The organism is Blastococcus sp. PRF04-17, from assembly GCF_023016265.1.
Classification (GTDB): domain Bacteria; phylum Actinomycetota; class Actinomycetes; order Mycobacteriales; family Geodermatophilaceae; genus Blastococcus_B.
Window position 1 is genome coordinate 3,324,229 of record NZ_CP095412.1, and the last position, 24,228, is coordinate 3,348,456.

Annotated in this window: 21 protein-coding genes and 2 pseudogenes; 13 read left to right on the top strand and 10 right to left on the bottom strand. The window is 73.1% G+C overall.

All coding sequences use genetic code 11. The features are described from left to right. Nucleotides 1-80 precede the first annotated feature (80 nt). The 7 genes from MVA48_RS16770 to MVA48_RS16800 are packed head-to-tail and all read left to right on the top strand — an operon-like array spanning nt 81 to nt 3,783. Nucleotides 81-350: a response regulator gene (locus MVA48_RS16770; protein ID WP_246981855.1), complete on the top strand. Its 270-nt coding sequence runs from the start codon at nt 81-83 to the stop codon at nt 348-350. Beyond that, nucleotides 335-1,186 (top strand): chemotaxis-specific protein-glutamate methyltransferase CheB, encoded by an 852-nt coding sequence (gene cheB, locus MVA48_RS16775; RefSeq protein WP_246981858.1) that lies wholly within the window; start codon nt 335-337, stop codon nt 1,184-1,186. The genes MVA48_RS16770 and cheB overlap by 16 nt, the downstream gene beginning before the upstream one ends. Beyond that, nucleotides 1,183-2,007 (top strand): CheR family methyltransferase, encoded by an 825-nt coding sequence (locus MVA48_RS16780; RefSeq protein WP_246981860.1) that lies wholly within the window; start codon nt 1,183-1,185, stop codon nt 2,005-2,007. Before cheB ends, MVA48_RS16780 begins: the two co-directional genes overlap by 4 nt. Before the next feature lie 13 nt (nt 2,008-2,020). Then, the gene (locus tag MVA48_RS16785) at nt 2,021-2,392 is read left to right on the top strand and encodes a response regulator (RefSeq protein WP_246981862.1); all 372 of its coding nucleotides are present in this window, start codon (nt 2,021-2,023) and stop codon (nt 2,390-2,392) included. Further along, a complete protein-coding gene (locus MVA48_RS16790) occupies nt 2,389-2,910 on the top strand; it encodes a chemotaxis protein CheX (protein WP_246981864.1) in 522 nt (173 codons plus the stop codon). Before MVA48_RS16785 ends, MVA48_RS16790 begins: the two co-directional genes overlap by 4 nt. 28 nt (nt 2,911-2,938) lie before the next feature. Next, entirely contained in the window at nt 2,939-3,301 is a 363-nt protein-coding gene (locus tag MVA48_RS16795; RefSeq protein ID WP_246981866.1) for a response regulator, read from the top strand. After that, on the top strand, nt 3,298-3,783 hold the full coding sequence (locus MVA48_RS16800; RefSeq protein WP_246981868.1) for a hypothetical protein: 486 nt from the start codon (nt 3,298-3,300) through the stop codon (nt 3,781-3,783). Before MVA48_RS16795 ends, MVA48_RS16800 begins: the two co-directional genes overlap by 4 nt. A gap of 140 nt (nt 3,784-3,923) precedes the next feature. On the opposite strand, the gene MVA48_RS16805 is transcribed toward MVA48_RS16800, so the two are convergent. The 5 genes from MVA48_RS16805 to MVA48_RS16820 form a co-directional block, all read right to left on the bottom strand. Beyond that, nucleotides 3,924-4,382 carry an ATP-binding protein gene (locus MVA48_RS16805; RefSeq protein ID WP_246981869.1) on the bottom strand — a complete coding sequence of 153 codons (459 nt, stop codon included), beginning with the start codon at nt 4,380-4,382 and terminating at the stop codon, nt 3,924-3,926. An 88-nt stretch (nt 4,383-4,470) separates the two neighbouring features. Then, a complete protein-coding gene (locus MVA48_RS23570) occupies nt 4,471-4,791 on the bottom strand; it encodes a SpoIIE family protein phosphatase (protein WP_256461082.1) in 321 nt (106 codons plus the stop codon). After that, the gene (locus tag MVA48_RS16810; RefSeq protein ID WP_256461083.1) at nt 4,734-6,149 is read right to left on the bottom strand and encodes a SpoIIE family protein phosphatase; all 1,416 of its coding nucleotides are present in this window, start codon (nt 6,147-6,149) and stop codon (nt 4,734-4,736) included. Before MVA48_RS16810 ends, MVA48_RS23570 begins: the two co-directional genes overlap by 58 nt. 215 nt (nt 6,150-6,364) lie before the next feature. Continuing rightward, nucleotides 6,365-7,558 carry an ATP-binding protein gene (locus tag MVA48_RS16815; RefSeq protein WP_246981870.1) on the bottom strand — a complete coding sequence of 398 codons (1,194 nt, stop codon included), beginning with the start codon at nt 7,556-7,558 and terminating at the stop codon, nt 6,365-6,367. 74 nt (nt 7,559-7,632) lie between these two features. Further along, on the bottom strand, nt 7,633-8,076 hold the full coding sequence (locus MVA48_RS16820; protein ID WP_246981871.1) for a hypothetical protein: 444 nt from the start codon (nt 8,074-8,076) through the stop codon (nt 7,633-7,635). 101 nt (nt 8,077-8,177) lie between these two features. On the opposite strand from MVA48_RS16820, the gene MVA48_RS16825 reads away from it, so the two are divergent. Next, nucleotides 8,178-8,549, top strand: coding sequence for a phage holin family protein (locus MVA48_RS16825; RefSeq protein ID WP_246981872.1), 372 nt, complete (start codon nt 8,178-8,180; stop codon nt 8,547-8,549). Nucleotides 8,550-8,606: 57 nt separating this feature from the next. Continuing rightward, entirely contained in the window at nt 8,607-13,571 is a 4,965-nt protein-coding gene (locus MVA48_RS16830) for an NAD-glutamate dehydrogenase (RefSeq protein WP_246981873.1), read from the top strand. A gap of 444 nt (nt 13,572-14,015) precedes the next feature. Here MVA48_RS16830 and MVA48_RS16835 read toward each other — a convergent pair. Further along, nucleotides 14,016-15,427: pseudogene (locus tag MVA48_RS16835) on the bottom strand (amidase). On the opposite strand from MVA48_RS16835, the pseudogene MVA48_RS16845 reads away from it, so the two are divergent. Further along, a pseudogene (locus tag MVA48_RS16845) lies at nt 15,426-16,745 on the top strand (DEAD/DEAH box helicase); the annotation flags it as partial. The pseudogenes MVA48_RS16835 and MVA48_RS16845 overlap by 2 nt on opposite strands. 257 nt (nt 16,746-17,002) lie before the next feature. After that, complete coding sequence (locus tag MVA48_RS16850) at nt 17,003-17,170, top strand: DbpA RNA binding domain-containing protein (RefSeq protein ID WP_246989271.1); 168 nt, start codon at nt 17,003-17,005, stop codon at nt 17,168-17,170. A 59-nt stretch (nt 17,171-17,229) separates the two neighbouring features. Here the strand turns inward: MVA48_RS16850 and MVA48_RS16855 are convergent, their stop codons facing one another. From MVA48_RS16855 to MVA48_RS16870, 4 genes are all read right to left on the bottom strand, one after another. Continuing rightward, nucleotides 17,230-19,758, bottom strand: a complete 2,529-nt coding sequence (locus MVA48_RS16855) for a SpoIIE family protein phosphatase (protein WP_246981875.1) — start codon at nt 19,756-19,758, stop codon at nt 17,230-17,232. A gap of 135 nt (nt 19,759-19,893) precedes the next feature. Next, on the bottom strand, nt 19,894-20,640 hold the full coding sequence (yaaA, locus tag MVA48_RS16860; protein ID WP_246981877.1) for a peroxide stress protein YaaA: 747 nt from the start codon (nt 20,638-20,640) through the stop codon (nt 19,894-19,896). 3 nt (nt 20,641-20,643) lie between these two features. Next, nucleotides 20,644-21,462 (bottom strand): exodeoxyribonuclease III, encoded by an 819-nt coding sequence (locus MVA48_RS16865; protein WP_246981879.1) that lies wholly within the window; start codon nt 21,460-21,462, stop codon nt 20,644-20,646. A 57-nt stretch (nt 21,463-21,519) separates the two neighbouring features. After that, nucleotides 21,520-22,470, bottom strand: coding sequence for an acyl-ACP desaturase (locus tag MVA48_RS16870; protein ID WP_246981881.1), 951 nt, complete (start codon nt 22,468-22,470; stop codon nt 21,520-21,522). A 198-nt stretch (nt 22,471-22,668) separates the two neighbouring features. Here MVA48_RS16870 and MVA48_RS16875 point away from each other — a divergent pair, with 198 nt between their 5' ends. Together MVA48_RS16875 and MVA48_RS16880 are read left to right on the top strand one after the other, a co-directional pair. After that, nucleotides 22,669-23,505 (top strand): hypothetical protein, encoded by an 837-nt coding sequence (locus tag MVA48_RS16875; RefSeq protein ID WP_246981883.1) that lies wholly within the window; start codon nt 22,669-22,671, stop codon nt 23,503-23,505. Then, the gene (locus MVA48_RS16880; RefSeq protein ID WP_246989273.1) at nt 23,466-24,227 is read left to right on the top strand and encodes an LCP family protein; all 762 of its coding nucleotides are present in this window, start codon (nt 23,466-23,468) and stop codon (nt 24,225-24,227) included. The genes MVA48_RS16875 and MVA48_RS16880 overlap by 40 nt, the downstream gene beginning before the upstream one ends. Nucleotide 24,228: the final 1 nt, after the last annotated feature.

A 24,228-nucleotide genomic window follows, 5' to 3' on the forward strand; every position in this document is an offset into this window, starting at 1 on the left:
GCTCAAGCAGCGGAGGCCGGTGCCGATACATGAAGGACAGCCTGCCGGGCTGGACTCGGCAGACAAGCAGGAGGACACGCGTGGACCCGATCCGGGTGATGGTGGTCGACGATTCCGTCGTCGTCCGCAAGATCGTCACCGACGTGCTCTCCGCCGACCCCGACATCGAGGTCGTGGGTACTGCCGTGAACGGCAAGCTCGCCGTCGGGAAGCTCGAGCAGCTCCAGCCCGACCTGGTCACGATGGACATCGAGATGCCGGAGATGAACGGCATCGAGGCCGTTCGCGCGATCCGCGCCGCCACGGGGGTCAGCGCAGCCGCGTCCCGATCATCATGTTCAGCACGCTGACCGAGCGCGGTGCCTCGGCCACCCTCGACGCGCTCTCGTCCGGCGCCAACGACTACGTCACCAAGCCGGCCAACGTCGGCAGCGTCGGCCAGTCGATGGAGAGCGTGCGCGAGCAGCTGATCCCGAAGATCAAGGCCCTGCTGGGTCGCCCGGTCGCCCCGGTCCGCCCGGCCGACGCGCCGGTCCCGCCGCCCCGTCCGGCCGCTCCGCGCACGGGCCCGGGCAAGAAGCCCGCCGTCCTGGTCATCGGCTCCTCCACCGGCGGTCCCGAGTCCCTGGCCAAGGTGCTGCCCCAGCTGCCGACGTCCCTGCCGGTGCCGGTGCTGCTCGTCCAGCACATGCCGCCGGTCTTCACCCGGCAGTTCGCCCAGCGCCTGGACCGGCTCAGTGCGCTCCGCGTCGTGGAGGCCGCCGACGGCAGCCCGCTGCTGCCCGGCACCGTGCACCTGGCCCCCGGTGACCACCACCTCGTCGTCCGGAAGAGCAGTCGCGGGCTGCACACCGGGCTCACCCAGGGGCCGCCGGAGAACTTCTGCCGCCCCGCCGTCGACCCGCTGTTCCGGTCGGCCGTGGCCGCCTACGACGGCGCCGTGCTGGGCGTCGTCCTCACCGGCATGGGCGCCGACGGCCGCAACGGTGCGGGCGAGATCCGCGCCGCCGGTGGCACCGTCGTCGTCCAGGACCAGGCGACGTCCGTCGTCTGGGGCATGCCCGGCGCCATCACCCAGGCCGGCTACGCCGACGAGGTGCTGCCCCTGGACCGCATCCCCGAAGCCATCAACCGCCACCTGACGGGCGTCCTGACCGGAACCGTCGTCGCCGGAGGAGCCCGATGACCCTGACCACGACCAGCTTCGACTGGGTCCGCGAGCTGGTCCACAAGGAGAGCGCGATCGTCCTGCAGCCGGGCAAGGAGTACCTCGTCGAGGCGCGCCTGCTGCCCATCGCGCGTCAGCTGGGGCTGCCCGACGTGAGCGAGTTCGTCGAGTCGGTGCGCACGAGGCCCGACCCGGACAAGAACCGACGCATCGTCGAGGCCCTCACCACCAACGAGACCTCCTGGTTCCGGGACGGCGACCCGTTCACCGCGCTGACGGGCACGGTCCTGCCCGACCTGCTCGCCAAGCGAGGCCCCAACGACCGGCTGCAGATCTGGTCCGCGGCCAGCTCCAGCGGGCAGGAGCCGTACACGATCGCGATGCTCCTCGAGGACGCGCTGCCCAACGCGTCGTCCCGGGTCTCGATCACCGCGACCGACCTCTCCCGCGAGATGGTCGAGCGCACTCGGGCCGGCCGTTTCAGCCAGCTCGAGGTCAACCGCGGGCTCCCCGCGGCCATGCTCGTGCGGCACTTCACCCGCGCGGGCACCGAGTGGGAGGTCAACGCCCCGCTGCGGCGGATGGTGGCGGCGTCCCAGTGCAACCTGGCGGCACCGTTGCCGCGGATGGGGCCGTTCGACGTGGTGTACCTGCGCAACGTCCTCATCTACTTCGACCTGCCCACCAAGCAGGTGATCCTCCGGCGGGTGCGCGAACTCATGCGACCCGACGGCTGGCTGTTCCTCGGCGCGGCAGAGACGACGCTCGGGGTGGACGACTCCTGGGAGCGGGTCGTCGTCGGCCGCAGCTCCGCCTACCGCCCGCTGAAGGGGGCCTGAAGTGCGTGCTCTGGTGATCGACGACTCGCGCGCCATGCGCCGGATCGTCTCCGGAACCCTCGAGAACGTTGGATTCGAGGTGCAGCAGGCCGGTGACGGCCGCGAGGGTCTCGACGTCCTCGCCGGCGGCTGGGTACCCGACCTGGCCACCGTCGACTGGAACATGCCCGTGATGGACGGGCTGCAGTTCGTCTCCGCGGTCCGCGCCAACCCGGCGTACCGCGCGATGACGATCATGATGGTGACCTCGGAGAGCGAGCACACGCAGATCGTGCGCGCTCTGGCCGCGGGCGCCCACGAGTACGTGATCAAGCCGTTCACCGCCGACGCGCTGCGGGACAAGCTCGCGCTGCTCGGCCTGCTCCCGCAGGAGGTTGCGCTGTGACCGCCTTCCCCGACACCGGCGAACGCCGCCGCGCCGGCGAGCACCGCCCGGTCATCACCGAGCTGATCGACGAGCCGACCATCCAGTCGATCGCCGAGGACGCGTGGGTCTCGCTGGTCGGCGAGGACGAGTACCTCGTCCCGGTCCCCGGCGAGCTGCCGGGGGACGTGGTCTCCAGCTGGGTGGACGTCGTCGGTCCGTGGACCGGCAGCGTCGTCCTGACGACCGGTCACGAGACCGCAGCGAACCTCACCCGTGCCCTGCTCGGCGAGCATGCTCCCGAGGCCCTGGAGCACGAGGACGTCGCCGACGCGTTCGGCGAGATCGCCAACGTGGTCGGCGGCAACGTCAAGGCGGCCCTGCCCGGTCCGTCCGGACTCAGCCTGCCCGACGTCGGCGAGGCCCCCGCGGTGCGCAACCCCGAGGACGTCGTCCGCGTCGACGTCCTGTGGCGGGGCGAGCCGCTCACCATCTCCGTGCAGGGCGCGTTGCCGCCGCTGCCCGGTGCCCATCAGTAACTCCGCATCACGAAAGGTAGGTGTCCCTGTGAAGATCCTCGTCGCTGACGACAGCCGCGTGATGCGGCAGATCGTCATCCGCACCCTGCGGCAGGCCGGTTACGACGACCACGACATCGTGGAGGCCGAGGACGGCGCCGACGCGCTGGCCAAGGTGTCGTCGGAGCAGCCGGACCTCGTCCTGTCCGACTGGAACATGCCGAACATGACCGGCATCGAGTGCCTGCAGGCGCTGCGCGCCTCCGGCTCGGTCGTCCCGTTCGGGTTCGTGACCTCGGAGGGCTCGGCGGACATGCGGGCGAAGGCGGCCGACGCCGGCGCCCTCTTCCTCATCGCCAAGCCGTTCACCGAGGACACGTTCAAGGAGCACCTGGACGGGGTGATCGCATGACGACCGGAACGGTGCAGCTGCCCGCCGCCAAGGACGTCCGCGACATGCTCACCGGGCTGGTCGGCAAGCCGGTCGGCGTGAACCCCGGTGCGCCGGTCACCCCCACGCCCGACGACCCGGTGGCGGTCGCCGTCTACGTCGACCCGTACATGGCGATCAACGCCCTCTGCGTGCTGGACCTGGGGGCGGCGGCCTACACCGGCGCGGCCCTGGCCCTGCTCCCGCCCGGGGGTGCGCAGGACGCCGTCGAGGAGGACCGCGAGCTCAGCGGCCTGATGGTGGAGGCGCTGCACGAGGTCGTGAACGTGCTGTCGGCACTGTTCAACGTCCCGGGCGCCCCGCACTCGAAGCTGCACAAGCTCTACGCGCCGGGCGAGGACCTGCCGGGCGACATCGAGGGCATGCTCGCCAACTTCAACCGCCTCGACCTCGCGATCGAGGTGCCGGGCTACGGCAAGGGCGCGCTGTCGCTCGTGCTCTGACACTGTCGTCCTCCGGACGACACCGCGGCCAGGAGCCGTACCCCTGCCCGCTGAGCCCACCGTCGCTCCTCGCGGAGACCCTCCGGGCCTCCACTCGTCACGACCCCCGTTGCCTCTGGGCAGCGGGGGTCGCGGCGTTCTCAGGCGAGGGCGGGCTGGCGGTCGTTGACCACGGAGGGCAGGCACGCCCACACGTGCTTCGCGCCGCCGTCGACGTACCAGCCGTGCGCCACGGACAGCCGCGCCACGAGGTGCAGGCCCAGTCCACCCTTCGCGGGGTCCCGGTCGACGGCGGGCGCGGGCATGGTGTGCGGGTCCCGGTCGCTCACGTCCAGCAGCCAGCCGCCGCTGCCGGCGATGACGGTGGCCACCACCGGTGACTCCCCGTGCCGCAGCGCGTTGGAGGCGAGCTCGTCGAAGGCGAGCACCAGGCGCTCACCGGCGTTGTCCTCCTCGTCGGGCGGAAAACCCACCCCGTCGAGATGTGTCCGGAGGACGGCGCGGGCAGCCGGCAGCTCGGACAGGCTCGCGAGGTCCCAGCGCCAGATCTCCCCTCGGCCGTCCGGCAACGGCCGCAGCGGCCATGCCAGGTGCCCCATGCCTTCTCCCCCGGTTCCAGAGTCCACGTCGCACGCTGGTTTCCCAGGGATGCGGGCTGTCAACCGTGAGTCCGGCCGCTTCCTGCCCCTACCGGGTCAGCAGCCGGACGGCGACCAGGGCGACGTCGTCCTGGGGGGTGGTCGGCAACATCGCCGTGAGCACCACGTCGCACAGCTCGTCCAGCGGGCGGGACGCCAGCGCGGGCAGCTGACCGGTCAAGCGGGCGATGCCGTCGTCGTAGGTGCTGTCCCGCCGCTCGACCAGGCCGTCGGTGAACAGCAGGACGGTCGAGCCCGGCAGCAGCGGGAAGACCGACTCGGCGCGCTCGGCCGCAGGGTCCACGCCCAGCATCAGGTCGCCGACCGGTCCGCCGAGCACGGCGACCGTGCCGTCCGGCTCGACCACCACCGGGGGCGGGTGGCGGCGTTGGCCCAGCGAAGCCGGTCCCAGGCACCGCCCGGCCCCACCGCGCCGGAAGCGCGCTCCAGCCGGGCGACCGCGGCGGTGGCCATCGTGTCGGTGTGCATCTGCGCGATCGCCTCGTCCAGCCCCCGCAGGACGTCAGCCGGCCCGGCCCCGCTGTGGTGGGCGATGCCGCGCAGCAGCCCCCGCAGCTGGCCCATGGCCGCGGCCGCGGCGGTGTCGTGCCCGACGACGTCGCCGATGACGACCACCGGATCGCCGTCGCGCTGCAGGAATGCGTCGTACCAGTCCCCGCCGACCCTGGCGGCCTCCGCGGCGGGCACGTACCGGGCGACGACCGCGGTCCCGGCGATGGCCGGCGGCTCGGTCAGCAGGCTGCGCTGGAGCGCCTCGGCGAGCTGGGCCTGCTGGCTCTGCACGTGGACCCGGGTGATCGCCCGCGCCGCCTCGGCGGCGACCTGCCGGGCGGTGTCGATGTCCTCCTCGGTCACCGCGCGTCCCCGGTCCAGGTACAGCGTGAGCACGCCGACGGTCCGCTCCTCGTCGGTGAGGGGCAGGACGACCGCGGACTCGGGGTCGAGGGCCTCGAGCAGGTCGCGTGCCGGGCCGGCGGGCATGAGGTCGAGGACCGCCGCAACGGACTCGGTCACCGCGGTGCCGGCGTAGAGGGCCTGCGCGACGGGGGAGGAGGCCGGCAGCGAGTCCAGCCGGATCTGCGCGTAGCGCTCCATCAGCGGCCGGCGCGCCGGATCGACGTGCCAGGAACCGATGTCGCGCGCCCGCCCCTCACGGTCGACGACCGTCACGATGCAGCCGTCCGTCAGGACGGGGACCACCAACTGGGCCAGGCGTCCCAGCGCGGCTCCGGCGTCGCGCTGCCCGAAGAGCTCGGCGCTCAGCCGAGCCAGGAGCGCGGTTCGGGCCACCGCCCGGCGGGCGGCCTGCTCGGCGGTCCGACGGTCGGTGACGTCGAGGGCGTACACGGCCAGGCCGTCCGGTCCGGGCCACGCACGGACCTCGAGCCAGCCCCCGCTCCCGTCGGGGGCGGCCGCCTCGAACGTGAGTGGATGCCCGGTCGCCACCGCCGATCGGAACGAGGCCTCGAAGGGGCTGTCGGACAACTGAGGGACCGCGCTCCAGACCAGCCGCCCCAGCAGCTCGTCGCGGTCCCTGCCGATGAGCCGCTCGGCCTCGACGTTGACGTAGCCGATGCACCAGTCCCGGTCGAGGAAGCAGAAGGCGGCCGGCATGGTCTCGAGGAAGCGATCGGTGACGGGTCCTGGGCGGTGTCCCGAACCTGCGGCCAGGAGTTCCGGGCCGGGCGCGGCGGCGCCGTCCTGCATGCGGTGCCTCCACGTCCGGCCGCCGTTGCCGCGGGCCCGCTCGGGAATGTGGCCCCGCCCCTGGAGCCGCTCACGGGGATTGTCGCGATGCCGCCGACGGCTGCCAAGCAGACGCTGAGCGCCGCGATCGACACGCCGTCCCCCGCGGACGATCGAGGCACGACCCCGGAGGCCGAGACCCTGGTCCGCGACGTCGCCGTCGAGCGGCGCACCGCTCAGTCGGGGTGGCGCAGCAGGTACCGGCCGAAGTGCGGCACCGTGAAGGCGATCTGGCCGCGCTCGGCGGAGTAGACGAGGCCCTTCTTGATGAGCGAGTCGCGGGCAGGGGAGAGGGACGCGGGCTTGCGGCCGAGCGAGACGGCGACCTCCGAGGTGGCCACCGCCGCGCCGTTGGGGCCGCCGAGCTCGGCCATGGCGTGCATGTACTCGCGCTCCGCGGGGGTGGCGCGGTCGTAGCGGGAGCCGAAGAAGCCGACCGCGAGCTCGGCCTCGGCGACGGGGGCGGCCATCGCCACGTCGTCCGCGGTGATGGGGGAGGCGGCGGCGAGATCCCAGGTGACCTTGCCGTAGGCCTGCACGAAGTAGGGATAGCCGTCGGCGGCCTCGTACAGCGCGTCCAGCGCCTCCGGTTCGAAGCTCACGCCCTCCCGCTCAGCGGGTGCGATGAGCGCCCGGTCGGCGGCCTCGCGCTCCAGCCGGTCGATGCGCAGGTAGCGGAAGAGCCGCTCGGAGTAGCTCTTCGAGGCCGACAGGACCGCGGGCAGGTGCGGCAGGCCGGCGCCGACGACGATCAACGGCGCGCCCTGCTGGGAGAGCTCGTGGCAGGCGGCGCAGATCGCCGAGACGTCGTCGGGCTGGACGTCCTGCATCTCGTCGATGAACAGGGCGATGCCGCTGCCGATGTCGGCGGCGACGCCGGCGGCGTCGCTGAGCAGCTCGACCAGGTCGATCTCCATGTCGCCGGAGTCGGCCCGGCCGGTGGCCGCGGGGACGTCGATGCCCGGCTGCCAGCGGTCGCGCACCCTGGCATCCGTGGCCTGCACCCGTTGGGCGAAGGCCTTCACCACGCCGAGGACCTCGTCCATCGACTCCTGGTCGCCGTGTCGCGGGCCGAGTTCGCGCAGCGCCATGTGCAGTGCCGACGACACCGGCCGCCGCAGCGACTGCTCGGGTCGCGCCTCGATCTTGCCGGTCCCCCATCCGCGCGAGATGGCCGCGGAGCGGAGCTGGTTCAGGAGGACGGTCTTGCCGACGCCGCGCAGGCCGGTGAGTACCAGCGACCGCTCCGGCCGGCCGTGCGCGATCCGCTCGAGGACGACGTCGAACGCGGACAGCTCGGAGTCACGCCCGGCCAGCTCGGGCGGGCGCTGGCCGGCTCCGGGCGCGTACGGGTTCCGCACGGGGTCCATGTCGAGCACCGTATGGCGTCGTCTAGATCCTGGCGTAGAGATCGGTAGAACGCGCTAGCGCGTGTCGTGAGTGACTAGAGGAACGGTTGGGGCCGGCCGGCGACCCAGTCCCGCACCGCCGCCTCCTGGCGCTGCAGCCGGCGCCCGCCGAACGGCGTCTCGGTCACGTCGAGCCGCACCATCGACCCGTCGCGCAGCCGCAGGCCGACCGAGCGGTTGCCGGCGGCGGTGACCTTCGTGACGCCGACCTCCGCGACCTCGTCGCGGTGCAGCGTGCGGTCGCGCCAGTGGTTGCGGACGACGAGCCGACCGTCGCCCGTGCCGATCGCGGCCAGCCGGAACAGGCGCCAGGCGAGGACGGGCGAGAAGACGAACACGACCACCGCGAACAGCCACTGGCTCCCGTCCGGCCGGATGACGAACAGGAACATGCCGGCGAACAGGATGGGGAACACCGCGACCCACCCCCGGGCCCATGCCGGCGGCCGGAGGTGGACCTGCACGTCGGCGGAGGTCACCCACGGATTGTGTCGTCTGCGCCTGTCTAGGGCTCGGGCTAGACGGCGACAGACGGGCCGACATCCCCCATCGGGTGATCACGCACCGCTAGCGTCGTCCCGTGATCAAGTTCGCGATCAAGGTCGTCATCCTCGCCGCGGCGTTCTTCTTCCTCACGAAGTACGACGTCCTGCCGGGCCTGAACGTCGAGGAGAACCCGGACGGTCCGCTGGGGGTCTACGGCACCTACCTCTGGATCGGCCTGATCTTCGGCGTGGTGAACGCCTTCGTCGGCCCCGTCCTGCGGGTGCTGTCCCTACCGTTCGTGCTGCTCACACTGGGTCTGTTCCTGATCGTGATCAACGCGGCGCTGCTGGGTCTCACCGCACTGCTGACCGACCGCCTGACGGTCGACGGCTTCGGGACGGCGATCCTCGGCGGGCTCATCCTGGCCGTCGTCGGGTGGGTCGCCGACCAGCTCCTCGACCGCTGATCGCCTCCCGTCGCGTCGTCGTGACGCGCACCACCGATCGCAGTAGCGTGGCTCGATATGGCCAGCACCACCGTTGCCCCGGCGATCCCGGTGCGCGGACCGGACGGCGGCCGCTCGTCAGGAACCCTGACGGAGCTCGCCGCACTCGAAGCCGCCCGTGACGAGAAGCGCCAGTTGCTCGACCGGGCCGCCGGGGCCGCACGGGAGGAACTGACCGCCAAGGACCGGCTGCCCGCCGGCTGCGCACCGGACGACCTGCCGGCGCTGCTGCAGCGCTACTACTGGAGCGAGCCCGCCGCCGAGGTCCTCGGCCACGACCCGGGGGAGCTGGCCGGCCTCGCCATCGGCCACCTGCGGCTGGCCGAGGTGCGCCCGCCGGGGTCGGCGACCGTCGACGTGCAGCGGCTGCCGGACGGGCGTGCGGTCGTGCGCCTGGTCACCGACGACATGCCCTACCTCGTCGACTCGGTCACCGCCGAGGTCGTGCGCCAGGGGCTGACCCTGGCGCACATCGTGCACCCGGTCGTCGTGGTCCGCCGCGACCTGCGCGGGAGGATCAAGGCCTTCTGCGACAGCTCGCTGGCCGTCGGCTGCGGATCCGACGCGGTCACCGAGTCGTGGATGGCCGTCGTCCTCGACGGGACGCTGGACGACGAGGCCGGCGCCGACCTCGTCAACGGGCTGCGCACCGTGCTGGACGACGTCCGGGCGGTCGACGAGGACGCCGAGCGCCTGCGGGCACGGGTGCTCGAGCTCGCCGGCCGGCTCGAGGCCCTGGGCACACCCTCCCCCAGCCCCGACGGCGACCCGGCCGACGACCCCGCCGAGGCCGCCGCGCTGCTGCGCTGGCTGGCCGACGGCAACTTCGTCCTCCTCGGCGCGCGCGAGGTCGACCTCGTCCCCTCCCGCGGCAAGCTGACCGCCAAGCCCGTGCACGGCACCGGCCTCGGCGTCCTGCGCAGCGACGCCGACATGAGCGACCTCGATGCCATGCCGGAGGCATCGCGATCGCCGCAGCAGCACCTGATCGCCGTCACCAAGGCCGACGCCCGCTCCACCGTCCACCGCCGGGCCTGGCTGGACCTCGTCGCGGTGAACCTGCCGTCGGACGCCGGAGCTGCGGCCCGCCAGCTGCGCTTCGTGGGGCTCTTCCCGTCGGCGGCATACACGAGCAGCGTCGTGGACGTCCCGTTGGTGCGCCGCCGGGTCGCCGAGGTGATCGCCCGCTCCGCGGTGCCGGCCGACAGCCACACCGGCAAGGAGCTGCTCGACGTCCTGGAGACCTATCCGCGGGACGAGTTGCTGCAGGTCGGTGCCGACGAGCTGCTCCCGGTCGCGCTCGCCGTGCTGCACCTGCAGGAGCGCCGGCAGACGCGGCTCTTCCTGCGGCAGGACCCCACCGGCCGGTTCTGGTCGGCGCTGGTCTACCTGCCGCGCGACCGGTACACGACCGAGGTGCGGCTGGCCATGCAGGAGCTGCTCCTGTCCCGGCTCGGCGGCACGAGCATCGAGTACACCGCGCGGTCGACGGAATCGGTGCTGGCCCGGCTGCACTTCGTCGTCCGGGTGCCGGTGGGCAAGCGCGGCTCCGCCAAGCCGGCGGCCGTGGACGTCGAGTCACTGCAGGCCGAGCTCGCCGCCGCCGCACGCAGCTGGACCGACGATCTCGCCGACGCACTGCAGGCCCGCCACGGCGCCGACGCCGAGCGCCTGCTCGCCCAGGTCGCCGACGCGTTCCCGCCCGCGTACCAGAACGACTTCTCGGCCGAGCAGGCCGTCGACGACCTGGCCAGGCTGGAGGGCCTGAGCGAGGGCCAGCTGTCGCTGCGGCTCTGGACGCCGAAGGGCGCCGCCCCCGGGGATCGGCGGCTGGTCATCTACCGGGTCGGGCAGCGGCTGCTGCTCTCCGAGGTGCTGCCGGTGCTCCAGAACATGGGCGTCGACGTCGTCGACGAGCGCCCGTACGAGATCGACCGCATCGGCGCGCCACCCACCTGGATCTACGACTTCGGCGTCGCGGTGCCCCAGGTCGAGCTGCCGTTGCTGCGGTCGCTGCCCGAGCGGTTCACCGAGGCCGTCGGCGCGGTCTGGCGGGGGGAAGCCGAGGACGACGGGCTCGGTGCCCTGGTCATGCTCGCCGGGCTGAACTGGCGCCAGGTGACGGTCATCCGCGCGTACGTGCAGTGGCTGCGCCAGGCCGGGTTGCCGTTCGGCCAGCGCTACGTCGAGGAGACGCTCGCCGCGCACCCCGTCGTCGTCGCCCGCCTCGTGGCGCTGTTCGAGGCCCGCTTCTCCCCCGGCCGGACCCGGGGCCGCGAGACCCGGCAGGCCGACATCGTCGAGTCGCTGCGGAAGTCGATCGGCGAGGTGGAGTCCCTCGACGCCGACCGGGTGCTCACCTCGCTGCTGGCCGCGGTCACCGCCACCCAGCGGACCACCTACTACGCCGGCGGACCACTGGCCCTCAAGATCGATCCGACCAGCGTGCCCGACCTGCCCGAGCCGCGCCCGGCCCGCGAGGTCTGGGTCAGCTCGCCCCGCGTCATGGGCGTCCACCTCCGCTTCGGCGCGGTCGCCCGCGGCGGGCTGCGCTGGTCCGACCGCCGCGAGGACCTCCGCACCGAGGTGCTCGGCCTGGTCAAGGCGCAGATGGTCAAGAACACGGTCATCGTGCCGACCGGCGCCAAGGGCGGCTTCGTGGTCAAGAACCCGCCGGAGTCGCGCGACGCGTTCATGGCCGAGGGGCAGGCCTGCTACAAGCTGTTCATCGGTGCCCTGCTGTCGCTCACCGACAACCTGGTGGACGGCACGGTCGTGCCACCGGAGAACGTGGTGCGCCACGACGGCGACGACACCTACCTGGTGGTCGCCGCGGACAAGGGGACGGCGACGTTCTCCGACCTGGCCAACTCCGTGGCCATCGAGCGCGGGTTCTGGCTGGGCGACGCCTTCGCCTCCGGCGGCTCGGTCGGCTACGACCACAAGGCGATGGGCATCACCGCCCGCGGTGCCTGGGAGTCGGTGACCCGTCACTTCCGGGAGCTCGACGTCGACGTCGCGACCCAGGACTTCACCGTCGTCGGCATCGGCGACATGTCCGGCGACGTGTTCGGCAACGGCATGCTGCTGTCGCGGCACATCCGGCTGGTCGCTGCCTTCGACCACCGGCACGTCTTCGTCGACCCCACGCCCGACGCGGCGTCGTCCTACGCCGAGCGCAAGCGGCTGTTCGGGCTGCAGCGCTCCTCGTGGGCCGACTACAACCGGTCGCGGATCAGTGCCGGTGGCGGGGTGTGGCCTCGCACGGCCAAGTCGGTCCCGGTGTCCAGGCCGATGCGCGCGGCCCTCGGTCTGGCCGAGGACGTCGACACCCTCTCGCCGGTGGAGCTGATCCGCGCGATCCTGCTGGCCCCGGTGGACCTGCTGTTCAACGGCGGCATCGGCACGTACGTCAAGGCGTCGGGCGAGAGCGCACTCGACGTGGGCGACAAGGCCAACGACGCGGTCCGGGTGGACGGCCAGCAGCTGCGCGTCCGCGTCGTCGGGGAGGGCGGCAACCTCGGGCTGACCCAGCGCGGCCGGATCGAGTACGCGCTCACCGGCGGGCGGGTCAACACCGACGCCATCGACAACTCGGCCGGCGTCGACACCTCCGACCACGAGGTCAACATCAAGATCGCCCTCAACGGCGTGGTCGCGGCCGGTGAACTGCAGGCCGCCGATCGCGCGGCTCTGCTGGGCGAGATGACCGACGAGGTGGCCGCCGCCGTCCTCACGAACAACCACGCGCAGAACGCGACCCTGGCGGTCGAGACGACGTCGGCGCGCAGCCTGCTCGACGCGCACGAGCGCTTCATCCGCAGCCTGGAGCGGTCCGGCCGGCTGGTGCGCAGCGTCGAGGCGCTGCCCGACGACCGGCAGCTGGCCGAGCGGCGCCGCGACGGCCACGCGCTCACCAGCCCGGAGCTGTCGGTGCTGCTGGCGTACGCGAAGCTCCAGACCGAGACCGAGGTGCTGCGGTCGCCCCTGCCCGACGACCCGGCGCTCGAGGGCCTGCTGGTCGACTACTTCCCGGCTCCGCTGCGCGAGCGGTTCCCCACGGCGCTCACCGGCCACCCCCTCCGGCGGGAGATCATCGCGACCGTCCTGACCAACCGGGCGGTGAACACCGCCGGGGTCACGGGCTTGTTCCGGCTGGCGCAGGAGACCGGGGCACCGCTGGCGCGGGTCGTGCTGGCGCACGCCGTCGCCCGTGCCGTCTTCGACGTCGACCGGCTGTGGGACGCCGTCCGGCCGCTGGACAACGTGGTGTCCGCGGCGACGCAGGTGGAGCTGCGCACCGAGGCGACGCGGCTTGCCGAGCGGGGCGCCCGGTGGATCCTGCGGCTGCCGGAGCTGGCGGAGCAGCAGGCGCCGCCGATCGCCGACGTGAGGGACCGGTTCGCCGCGCCCGTGGCCGCCGTGCGCGCGGGGCTGCACGACTGGGTGCTGGGTGGTGAGGCCGAGGCGTACGCGGAGCGTGCGGCGCGGCTCCGGGAGGCGGGGGTCCCGGCCGAGCTGGCTGCGGAGGCGGCCGCCGCGCCGCTGCTGCCGGCAGCCCTGGACCTCGCGGTGGTCGCCGAGCGGACCGGCGCGCCGGTCCAGCTGGCCGGGCGTGTGATGCAGTGCCTGGCGGAGCGGCTCGGGCTCGTGCCGCTGCGCGAGCAGGTGATCGCGCTGCCGCGTGACCGGCGCTGGCCGTCGATGGCGCGCGCCTCCCTGCGCGACGACCTGGCGATGGAGCAGTCCTCGCTCACCGAGGACGTGCTGAGCCTCCGCACGTCGGACACCGATCCGCCCGAGAAGCTCGTCGAGGCCTGGGTCGAGGCCTGGGATGCCACGCAGGCGCGGGCCGCGGCGCAGCTGGCCGACATCTCGGCCGGGGACCGCCAGGAGCTCGCCGAGCTGCTGGTGGCGGTCCGGACGCTGCGCGGTCTGCGCAAGCGCCGCCAGGCCCGCCGCCTCCCCCGCCCGGAGGAGTGACGCCGATGCGGATCGCGAGATCCGCGCTGTCGGCTCATCCGATCGCCCAACACTCCAAGAACCGACGAAGCGTCTCTCGCCGAGTTGCGTGCGTGCGCTGACGCCCAGGCGATCGGCGACCCAACGCCCGCCGACACAGGGTGACCTGGAGGTCGTGGTGGGGAGAGCGGTCCCTCGTCCGATTCGCCGACACCGGCGAGCCGGTCTGGGCGCCTCGCGGCAAGGTGGCCGAAGAACGGGCGTCCGGCGACGGTCGTTCGCCTGCGCTGACGTCGAGATCCGCACAGGACCGGTATCCAGGGGCGCGGACACCGGCATGCGGCCGATCTCGCCGGCGCCCTCATGCGTCAGAGGGCGGCCATCAGTCCGGCGATGACCGCCCGCAGGCGAATATGGGCGCTTGTTGCGTCGTCTAGCGCATCCGCTAGAGAAGCCTAGAGGCGTTCAGAGGGAGGGACGGCGCTCGCCGAAGCGGGTCGCCTGCTCGAAGGCGTGCCCGACCTGGAGCACCCGGAGGTCGGCGCGCGCCGGGCCGATGATCTGCAGCCCGACCGGCAGCCCGTCCGGCGTGAACCCGCCGGGCACCGACAGGGCGGGGGAGCCGGTCGCCGAGACGAGCGTGCACGACCGCATCCACTCCAGGTAGTTCTCCTGGTGGACGCCGGCGATCTCGGTCGGGTACTCGATCTCCACCGGGAACGGCAGCACCTGCGTCGTCGGTGCGAGCAGCACGTCGAAGCGCTCGAAGAAGGCGATCATCCGCTCGTACAGCGTCGTGTGCAGCTGCTCGGCGCGGGCGAGGTCGGAACCGGTCAGCTTCGCGCCCATCTTGGCGTTCCAGCGGATCGACTCCTTGACCTTGTCCGGGTTCCGGCGGGCCAGCTCGGAGTAGTTGGCGTCGAACAGCCACGCCCGGAGCGTGCCGAACACCTCGTCGGCGCCGTCCAGCTTCGGGCAGGCCTCCTCGACGTCGGCGCCCAGTGACTCGAAGACGCCCACCGACGACTCCAGGACCGACGTGACCGCCGGGTCGACGGTCACCTGACCGCCCAGGTCGGGGGCCCACGCCACCCGCAGGCCGTCGAGCCGGTCGGCCAGGGGCCCGGCGAAGAGCGCCGGGTCGTCGCCGAGCGAGATCGGCACCCGGGGGTCGGGGCCGGCGATCGCCGAGAGCTGCAGCGCCACGTCGGCGACGGTCCGCCCCATCGGCCCCTGCACCGACAGCTGCGACCAGGCCATCGGGGACGGCCAGGTCGGCACCCGGCCCGGCGTCGGGCGCAGCCCGACCACGTTGCAGAACGCCGCCGGGTTGCGCAACGAGCCGCCCATGTCGCTGCCCTCGGCCAGCGGGACGAACCCCGCCGCCAGCGCGGCCGCCGCCCCACCCGACGAGCCGCCGGCCGACAGGCCGTGCCGGTAGGGGTTGTGCGTCGCACCGAACAGCGGGTTGAACGTGTGCGACCCGGCCGCGAACTCCGGCACGTTCGTCTTGCCCACCCGGACCGCGCCCGCGGCGCGGAGCCGGGCCACGACCAGCTCGTCGCGCACCGGCACGGTGTCCGCGTGCAGGGGGAGCCCCAGGTGGTGCGCATGCCGCCGGTGGCATGGGTGTCCTTGTGCGCGACCGGCAGGCCGTGCAGCGGGCCCACGAGCTCGCCGGCCGCGAGCGCGGCATCGGCGGCATCGGCGGCCGCGCGTGCGCCGTCGGCGTCCAGCGTCACGATCGCGTTGACGTCGGGGTCGAGCCGATCGATCCGCTCGAGGTGCGCATCCAGGAGCTCCCGCGCCGAGATGGCCCGGGCGCCCAGCATCGCGGCCAGCTCCGTCGCCGGCCGGAAGCAGAGTTCGTCACTCATGAGGGGAGCTTGTCACGCCCCCGGCCGAGTGGGACCGCCGCGCCCAGGGAACGATGACCCCGATGAGCGAGCAGCAGGACGACGTCACCTTCGAGCAGCTGGGCCTGCGCGCCGAGCTGCTGGCCGCGCTCTCCGCCCTCGGCTACGAGGAGCCCACCCCCATCCAGCAGCAGGCGATCCCCCGCTGCGCGAGGGGCGCGACCTGCTCGGCCAGGCGGCCACCGGCACCGGCAAGACGGCCGCCTTCTCCCTGCCCCTGTTGCAGCGTCTCCCGGTGGAGCGGCGCGGCAGGGCACCGCTGGGCCTGGTGCTCGTCCCCACCCGGGAGCTCGCCGTCCAGGTGTCGGAGGCGCTGCACAAGTACGGCCGCGATCTCGGTGCGCGGGTCCTGCCCGTCTACGGCGGTGCACCGATCGGTCGCCAGCTGCGCTCGCTCGAGAACGGCGTGGACGTCGTCGTCGCCACCCCCGGCCGCGCCCTCGACCTGGTCCAGCGGGGCGCGCTCGACCTGACCACCGTGCAGACCGTCGTCCTCGACGAGGCCGACGAGATGCTGGACATGGGCTTCGCCGAGGACCTCGAGGCGATCCTCGGCGAGACCCCGGAGACCCGGCAGACCGTGCTCTTCTCCGCGACGATGCCGCGCCGGCTGGACTCCCTGGCCCGTCGGCACCTCACCGACCCGGTCCGCATCGCCATCGCCCGCGAGAAGGCCGCTGCGGGGGAGTCGCCATTGGTGCGGCAGACCGCCTACGTCGTCCCGAGGGCCGCGAAGCCCGCCGCGCTCGGCCGCATCCTGGACGTCGAGGCGCCCACGGCCGCGATCGTCTTCTGCCGCACGCGGGAGGAGGTCGACTCCCTCACCGAGACGCTCAACGGCCGCGGGTACCGCGCCGAGGCGCTGCACGGCGGCATGAGCCAGGAGCAGCGCGACCGCGTGATGGGGCGGCTCCGCGGCGGCACGGCCGACCTGCTCGTGGCCACCGACGTCGCCGCCCGCGGCCTCGACATCGACCAGCTGACCCACGTGGTGAACTACGACGTCCCGTCGGCGCCGGAGTCCTACGTGCACCGCATCGGCCGGGTCGGCCGGGCCGGCCGCGAGGGCGTGGCCATCACCCTCGCCGAGCCCCGCGAGCACCGGATGCTCAAGACGATCGAGAAGGTGGCCGGCGCCACCATCGCCGTGGAGAAGGTGCCCACGGTCGCCGACCTGCGCGCGCGCCGCCTCGACCTCACCCGGGCGGCGCTCCGGGAGAGCCTGCTCGAGGACGGCAGTGACCAGGCGCTCGACCGCTTCCGCGTCGTCGTCGAGACCCTCACCGACGAGTTCGACCTCGTGGAGGTCGCCCTCGCCGCGGTGAAGCTCGCGCACGAGGCCGGTGGAGGGGCGGACGACGACGAGGAGATCCCGCAGGTGTCCTTCCGCCCCGACGGGGGAAGCGGCCCGACTCGCGGAGCACCGGCCGGGCCGAGTCGTCGAAGCCCCGGCGCGCTCCCGGCGGTCCGGCGGCCCGGCTGTTCGTCGGCGCGGGCCGGGACGCCGGCATCCGGCCCGGCGACCTGGTCGGTGCCATCACGGGGGAGACGCAGCTCAAGGGACGTGACATCGGCTCGATCGAGATCCACCAGCGGTTCGCCCTCGTCGAGGTGCCCGAATCCGCGGCCGACGAGGTCGTGCGGGCGCTGAAGGCCACGATGATCAAAGGCCGGAAGGCGACGATCCGCCGCGACCGCGGCTGACGGCTCCGCGTCAGGGGCCCGGCCCGAGCGTGCGAGGGCTGGGGGGACGCGGGGTCCTTCTACTGCGGGTGCAGGCGGACGGCGACCAGCGCGACGTCGTCCTCGGGTCGCCCGTGCACCAGCCGTTCGAGCAGCTCGTCGAGCAGCGCCTCCAGCGGCAGGTCGGCCAACTCGATGACCGCGTCCCGCAGCCGAACCATGCCGGCGTCGAGGTCGCTGTCCCGGCGCTCGACCAGGCCGTCGGTGTAGAGCAGGACCGTCGACCCGCGGTCCAGGGTCACGACCGACTCCTGCCGCCGGGTGTCCGGGTCGACGCCCAGCAGCAGGTCGCCGGTCCAGGCCGCCAGCTCCGCGACGCTCCCGTCGGGATTGATCACCAGGGGCGGCAGGTGGCCGGCGTTGGCCCAGCGCATGCGGGTCAGCCCGCGCTCCCGCTCGTCCTCCGTCTGCTCGAAGCGGGCGACGGCCGCCGTGGCGAGCGTCCGCGTCCGAAGGGTGGTCATCGATGCGTCCAGGCCGCGCAGCACCTCGGCGGGGCCGGCGTCGCTGTAGGTGGCGATGCCCCGGAGCAGTCCGCGCAGCTGTCCCATCGCCGCCGCGGCAGCGGTGTCGTGGCCGACGACGTCGCCGATCACCAGCATGGTCGACCCGTTCGGCTGCAGGAACGCGTCGTACCAGTCCCCGCCGACCCGGGCCGCCTCGGCCGCCGGCAGGTAGCGGACGGCGATCTGCGCGTGATCAGGCTCCGGCGGCTCGGTGAGCAGGCTGCGCTGCAGGCCCTCCGCCAGCTGCTGCTGCGCGTTGTAGAGCCGCGCGTTGTCCAGGGCGAGCCCGGCGCGGTCGGCGACGTCCTGGGCGGTCGCGAGGTCCTCGTCGGTGACGGTCGTGCCGGCCCGGTAGTACATGGTCAGCAGGCCCAGGGTGCGTCCGCGGCCACGCAACGGCAGGACCACGGCCGTCTCCGGCCGCAGCACCTGCAGCAGGTCGCGCGCCTCTCCCGGTCCCAGCAGGTCCAGGACCCGCGGGATCGGCTCGCGGGTGGCCTCTCCGCCGATCAGCGCCCGCGCCACCGGGGAGTCGACGGGCAGGGCGTCGAGGCGCACCGCCGCGTACCGCTCCAGGACCGGCCTCGATGCCGGCTCCACGTGCCACGAGCCGACGTCGCGCGGCCGGCCGTCGGCGTCGACGAGGGTGACGATGCAGAAGTCGGCCAGCGCCGGGACGACCAGCCGCGGGAGGTGCGCCGTGGCGGCACCTGCGTCGAGCGTGCCGGCGAGTTCGGCGCTGACCTGGGCCAGCAGCGCGAGTCGCTGCGCGGAGTCCTCGGCCCTCTCCTGCACGCGGCGTCGGTCGGTGACCTCCAGGAAGTACACCGACAGACCGTCCGGCGTCGGCCACGCCCGCAGCTCGTACCAGCCGTTCAGCGGCTCCGGGTAGAAGGCGTCGAAGGAGACCGGCACGCCCACCCGGACCGCCGTGCGGTAGCTGTCCTCGAAGATGCTGTTCACCGCGGCGGGGAAGGCGTCCCAGAGCACCCGCCCGAGCAGCTCCTCGCGGCTGCTGCCCAGCAGGCGCTCGGCCTCGGCGTTGACGTGGGTGAACCGCCACTCGCGGTCGAGGCTGTAGAACCCTGCGGGCATCGCCTCCAGCACCCGGGTGACCGAAGCCGCGCCGGCCCGCTCGTCGGTGGTGTCGTAGGCGGCACCCACCAGCCGGACGGCGGTGCCGCCGGGCCCGCTCAGTGCCCGGCCGCGGGCGTGCACCCACCGTGTCTCGCCGTCGGGCAGGACGACGCGGTACTCGGCGTCGTACTCCCCACAGGTGTCGATGCACTGCTGGAGGAGGTCACCGACCCGGTCCACGTCGTCCGGGTGCAGCCGGTCGTTGAAGGCCTCGAGCGTTTCGGTGAAGGTGTCGGCGTCGTAGCCGAAGATCGCGATGAGGCGGTCGTCCCACGACAGGCGGCCGCTGATCAGGTCCCAGTCGAAGGTGCCGATGCCGCCGGCATCGATGGCCAGCCCCCAGCGCACCCGGTCGTCCTCGTACTGGTGGACCAGCGCCGAGAGCTCGAGCTCGGTGACCGCGGACTCGGCCAGCTGCCGGACCGTGGCCACGTCGGTGTCCGACCACTCCCGGGGCCTGGGGTCGAAGACGCACAGTGCGCCGATCGCCTGGCCTCCGGTGGTGACCAGGGGGGCGCCCAGATAGGCGCCGACCTGCCCCGAGGTGACGGGCGGGAGCTCGCGGACCCGTGGGTCATCTCTCGTGTCGGAGAGCACGAGGACGCCGTCCCCCGCAGCGGTCACCGTGCAGAGCGACTCCTCCAGCAAGCCCTCCGAGCCGACGGTCCCGGTCGGCAGGCCGCTGCCCGCCGCCACGAGTTGGACGTCGGTGAGCAGCGAGATCTGGCTGCCCGGGGCGCGCACGAGACGCGCGGCGAGCTCGGACAGCCGGTCCAGCGCGTGCGCGTCGCGCCCACCGGGGAGCAGGCGACGGGCGGCGTCCAACCGGGCGGCGTCGCTCCGCAGCCGGCCGGCCGAGCGGACGGCGCCCTGCGGTGCGACCGTCGGGTCAGCGGAACCGTTCACGATGCCCTTCTGCCCGACCGCGTCGGCGAACCTCGGCGAAGGCCGCTCGTTGCAGTCCCCGCCGTCCTGCCCCACGTTATGTCACGGACTGTCCGTTGTGTGCAACGAATCCGAGGAAGGTCACAGGACCACGGCTCAGGGAGCAGGCACGACGAGCGTGACGGCGCTCCCGCCGTCATGTTCCACGTGCAACCCCGCACGCCTCAGCAACCCCCGCAGTCGCGTCGGGGTGTCCGGCTCGGCGGTGGTCGTGGCCAGCAGCCGGGCCAGCCGGCCCTTGTGCGCCTTGTTGAAGTGGCTGACCACCGACCGCGTCCCGTCCGGGCGTTCACTCAGGACGCCGACGGTCACGGCGCCCGGAACGGGAGCCAACGCCGCGTAGGAGCCGCTGCGCAGGTCGACCACCAGGTCGTCGACGGCGGCCAGCACCGGAGCGAGGGCGGGTCTCCAGAGGGCTCGCAGCGTCGGCAACCCGGGCAGGGCGGAACCGGCCGACAGCCGGTAGGCGGGGATCTGGTCGCCGCCCCGGACCAGCCCGAACAGCGCCGACCCCACCGCCAGCCGGTGCGCGGCACGCGACCGCTGGACCCGCGTCATGCTGCCCACGTCGAGGGCGTCGTAGAGGACGCCGGTGTAGCGCTGCAGCGCCGGCCGGGTCGGTGCGGTCCAGAGGTCGGCATTGCGGGCGATCTCCTCGTCCTGCTTCGGGGACAGGCCGAGCGCGGTGCGAGAGGCGGGGACGTCGTCGGCCAGCTCGACCAGTGCCTCCACGAGCTCGGTCCGCACCGGGGTGAGCTCCGGAGCGGTCAGGGCGGCGAGCTCGAGCGGCGGCCCGTCCCCGCCGGCGGCCTTGGTCTCCGACGGCGGGAGGAGGACGAGCACCGCTCAGTCCGCCAGGTCGACGACGACGGGGGCGTGGTCGCTCGCGCCCTTGCCCTTGCGCTCCTCCCGGTCGATGCGCGCCCCGGTCACGCGGGCGGCCAGGGCGGGGGAGCCCAGGACGAAGTCGATCCGCATGCCCTCGCGGCGCGGGAAGCGCAGCTGCGTGTAGTCCCAGTACGTGTAGACGCCGGGGCCGGGGGTGTGGGGCCGGACGACGTCGGCGAACCCGGCGTCCACGATGGCGCGGAAGGCCGCCCGCTCCGGCGGCGACACGTGGGTGGAGTGCGAGAAGACGGCCATGTCCCAGACGTCGTCGTTCTCGGGCGCGATGTTCCAGTCGCCGACGAGCGCGATCTGCGCCCCGGCGTCCTTCTCCAGCCACTCGCCGGCCGTCGTCCGCAGCGCCGCCAGCCAGTCGAGCTTGTACCGGTAGTGCGGGTCGGCGAGCGTCCGGCCGTTGGGCACGTACAGGCTCCAGACCCGTACGCCGCCGCAGGTGGCCCCGAGAGCGCGGGCCTCGGTCTCGCTGACGGCGATCTCGCCCGCCCCGCCGCCCCCGGCCGACCAGCACGGCTGGCCCGGGAAGCCGATCTCGACGTCCTCGATGCCGACGCGGGACAGGATCGCGACACCGTTCCACTGCGAGTAGCCGACGTGCGCGACCTCGTAGCCCAGCGCCGCGAAGGGCATCTCCGGGAACTGGTCGTCGCGGCACTTGGTCTCCTGCAGTGCCAGGACGTCGACGTCGCTGCGCTCCAACCAGGCGGCCACCCGCTCGGCCCGGGAGCGGATGGAGTTCACGTTCCAGGTAGCCAGGCGCACGGGAGCCCAGCTTAGGTGGAGTGGCAGGGGCGCATTCTCCGCGCCCTGGCACTCCGCTCAGACCTGGACCGGGACCTCGCCCTTGGCCATCATGCGGGCCCGCAGCCGCTCGCGGCTCTCCACGAACTTCGTCGCCTGCTCGTCGAGACCGGCGAGGAAGGTGGCCAGCTCCTCGCGCGCCTTCTCGCCCTCCGGGCCGAAGTCGTCGCGGTCGAACACCCGCCACTTGCGCAGGATCGGGCTGACCACCTCGTCGTGGTGGAGCCGCAGGTCGTAGATGCCGGCCTTGGCGATGATCGTCGAGTTCTTCCGGAAGTTCGCCATGTTGGCGCCGGGCATCTCGAAGTGCATGACCTCGTGGGCCACGGCCTTCATCATCTCGTCGGGGTCGATGTCGAACGCCGCACTGACCAGGTTCCGGTAGAAGATCATGTGCAGGTTCTCGTCCGTCGCGATGCGGGCGAGCAACTGGTCGGCCACCGGGTCGCCGGTCGCCTTCCCGGTGTTGCGGTGCGAGACGCGGGTCGCGAGCTCCTGGAACGAGACGTAGGCGACCGCCTCGAGGGGCGACTTGTCCCCGGAGTCGTAGCCGAGGGTCATGTAGTCCATCCGGGCGCGCTCCAGCGCGACCGGGTCGACGCCGCGGGTGACGACGAGGTAGTCGCGGATCGCGATGCCGTGCCGGCCCTCCTCGGCGGTCCAGCGGCCGACCCACTGCCCCCAGGCGCCGTCCCGGCCGAACCGGGTGGCGATCTCCCGGTGGTAGCTGGGCAGGTTGTCCTCGGTCAGCAGGTTGACGAACATCGCGGCCTTCGCCGTCTCGTCGAGCTTCGACTGCTCCGGCGACCAGTCCTCGCCGCCCAGGAAGGCGAAGTTGCGCCCCTCGTCCCAGGGCACGTAGTCGTGCGGATGCCACTCCTTGGCCAGCTTGATGTGCCGGTTCAGGTTCTCCTCGACCACCGGCTCCAGCTCGGTCAGGACCGCCGCCTGCGGGGGAGTCTGGGACATGCGGACCTCCGGGGCTCGAGGCGACCTACGCCTGCGTAACCTACGCAACCGTAACCAACGGTCGTCCACAGGGGGTGGTTCCCCGAACGGAGCCGGATCACTCCTCTGCTCAGGGGCCGCTCGTCGGTCACAGGCCGCTGCCGGGGATCGGTGGGATCATGGCCGGATGACCAGGCGGCCCACAGCGGTGGACGGCGCGTGAGCGACGACCCCACCAGACCCGTGACGGCCCGCCCTCCCGTCGTCCGCCGCGCACCCCGCCGGGCACCCCGCAGCTTCGCCGCCGCCCTCGGCCTGACCGCTCTCGGAGCGTTGCTGCCCGGCACCGCCTTCCTCGCGGCGGGTCGACGGAGGCTCGGCGTCCTCACCCTGCTGGCGTTCCTGGCCCTCGTCGGCGGGGGTGTGTGGCTGGCCACCGGCGGGCGCCGGACGCTCGTCCGCTCCGCCGTGGACACCGACCGCCTGCTCTGGATCGTCGGCGGCGTGGTCCTCGTCAGCCTGCTGTGGGCCGTCGTCGTGATCTCCGGCTACCGGATGCTGGTCCCACCTCGGAGCTCGCGCGGCCACCACGTGCTCGGGGCTCTGGTCGTGCTGGTCCTCGTCGTGGCGGTCGCCGCGCCGGCGGTGTTCGTCAGCCGGCTGGCCTTCACGCAGCGTGAGCTCATCGCGGAGGTGTTCGAGGACGACGGCCGGTCGGCCACCGTCGAGGACACCGCCGACCCGTTCGGCGACAAGGAGCGGGTCAACGTGCTGCTCCTCGGCGGCGACGGCGGCGAGGGCAGGGAGGGCGTGCGCACCGACACCGTCATCGTCGCGAGCACCGACACCAGCACGGGCGACACGGTCCTGTTCAGCCTGCCGCGCAACCTGGAGAACCTGCCCTTCCCCCGGACAGCCCGCTGGCCGAGGTCTACCCCGACGGGTTCTGGGCGGGCAGCGAGAGCGAGAGCCTGCTCAACGCGGTCTATCGCAACGGGCCGGCCGAGTACCCCGACATCCTCGGGCCGACCGACGACCCGGGCGCGGACTTCCTGAAGCTCGGCGTCGGTGAGGCGCTCGGACTGAGCATCGACTACTTCGTGCTGGTCAACCTCGACGGTTTCAGCCGGCTCGTCGACGCCCTCGGCGGGATCACCGTCAACGTCAACTACTGGGTGCCGGTCGGCGGTGTCCCCGACGAGCAGCTGCCCGACGACTACATCGCCCCGGGGCCGGACCAGGAGATGGACGGCCCCACCGCACTGGCCTTCGCCCGAGGCCGCTACGGCCTCACCGACTACGACCGGATGGCTCGCCAGCGCTGCACGATCGACGCGATCATCGAGGCGGCCGACCCGGTCACCCTGCTGCGGGAGTACCAGGACCTGGCGGCCACCACGCAGGACATCGTCAGCACCGACATCCCGCGGTCGGCGCTGCAGGACTTCGTGGACCTCGCCTTCCTCGTCCAGGAGGCGAACGTGCGCAGCGTCGTCTTCGACGCCGACCTCATCGACCCGGCCTATCCGGACTACGACCGGATGCGGCAGATCGTCGACGACACGCTCGACCCGGCGCCGGCCTCGTCGGGCGCTCCGCCGTCGGACGACGCCCCCGCCTCCGGCAACGGACAGCCCAGCGCCCCGTCGACGACGGACTCGCCCGACCCCACCGGCGGTGCGGATCCGGCGGCCGATGTCGGCGACGCCTGCGCGTACGACCGATCCCGGGCCGAGGAGGCGCGGGCCGCCGGGAAGCCGCCGACCAAGAGCGGCTGAC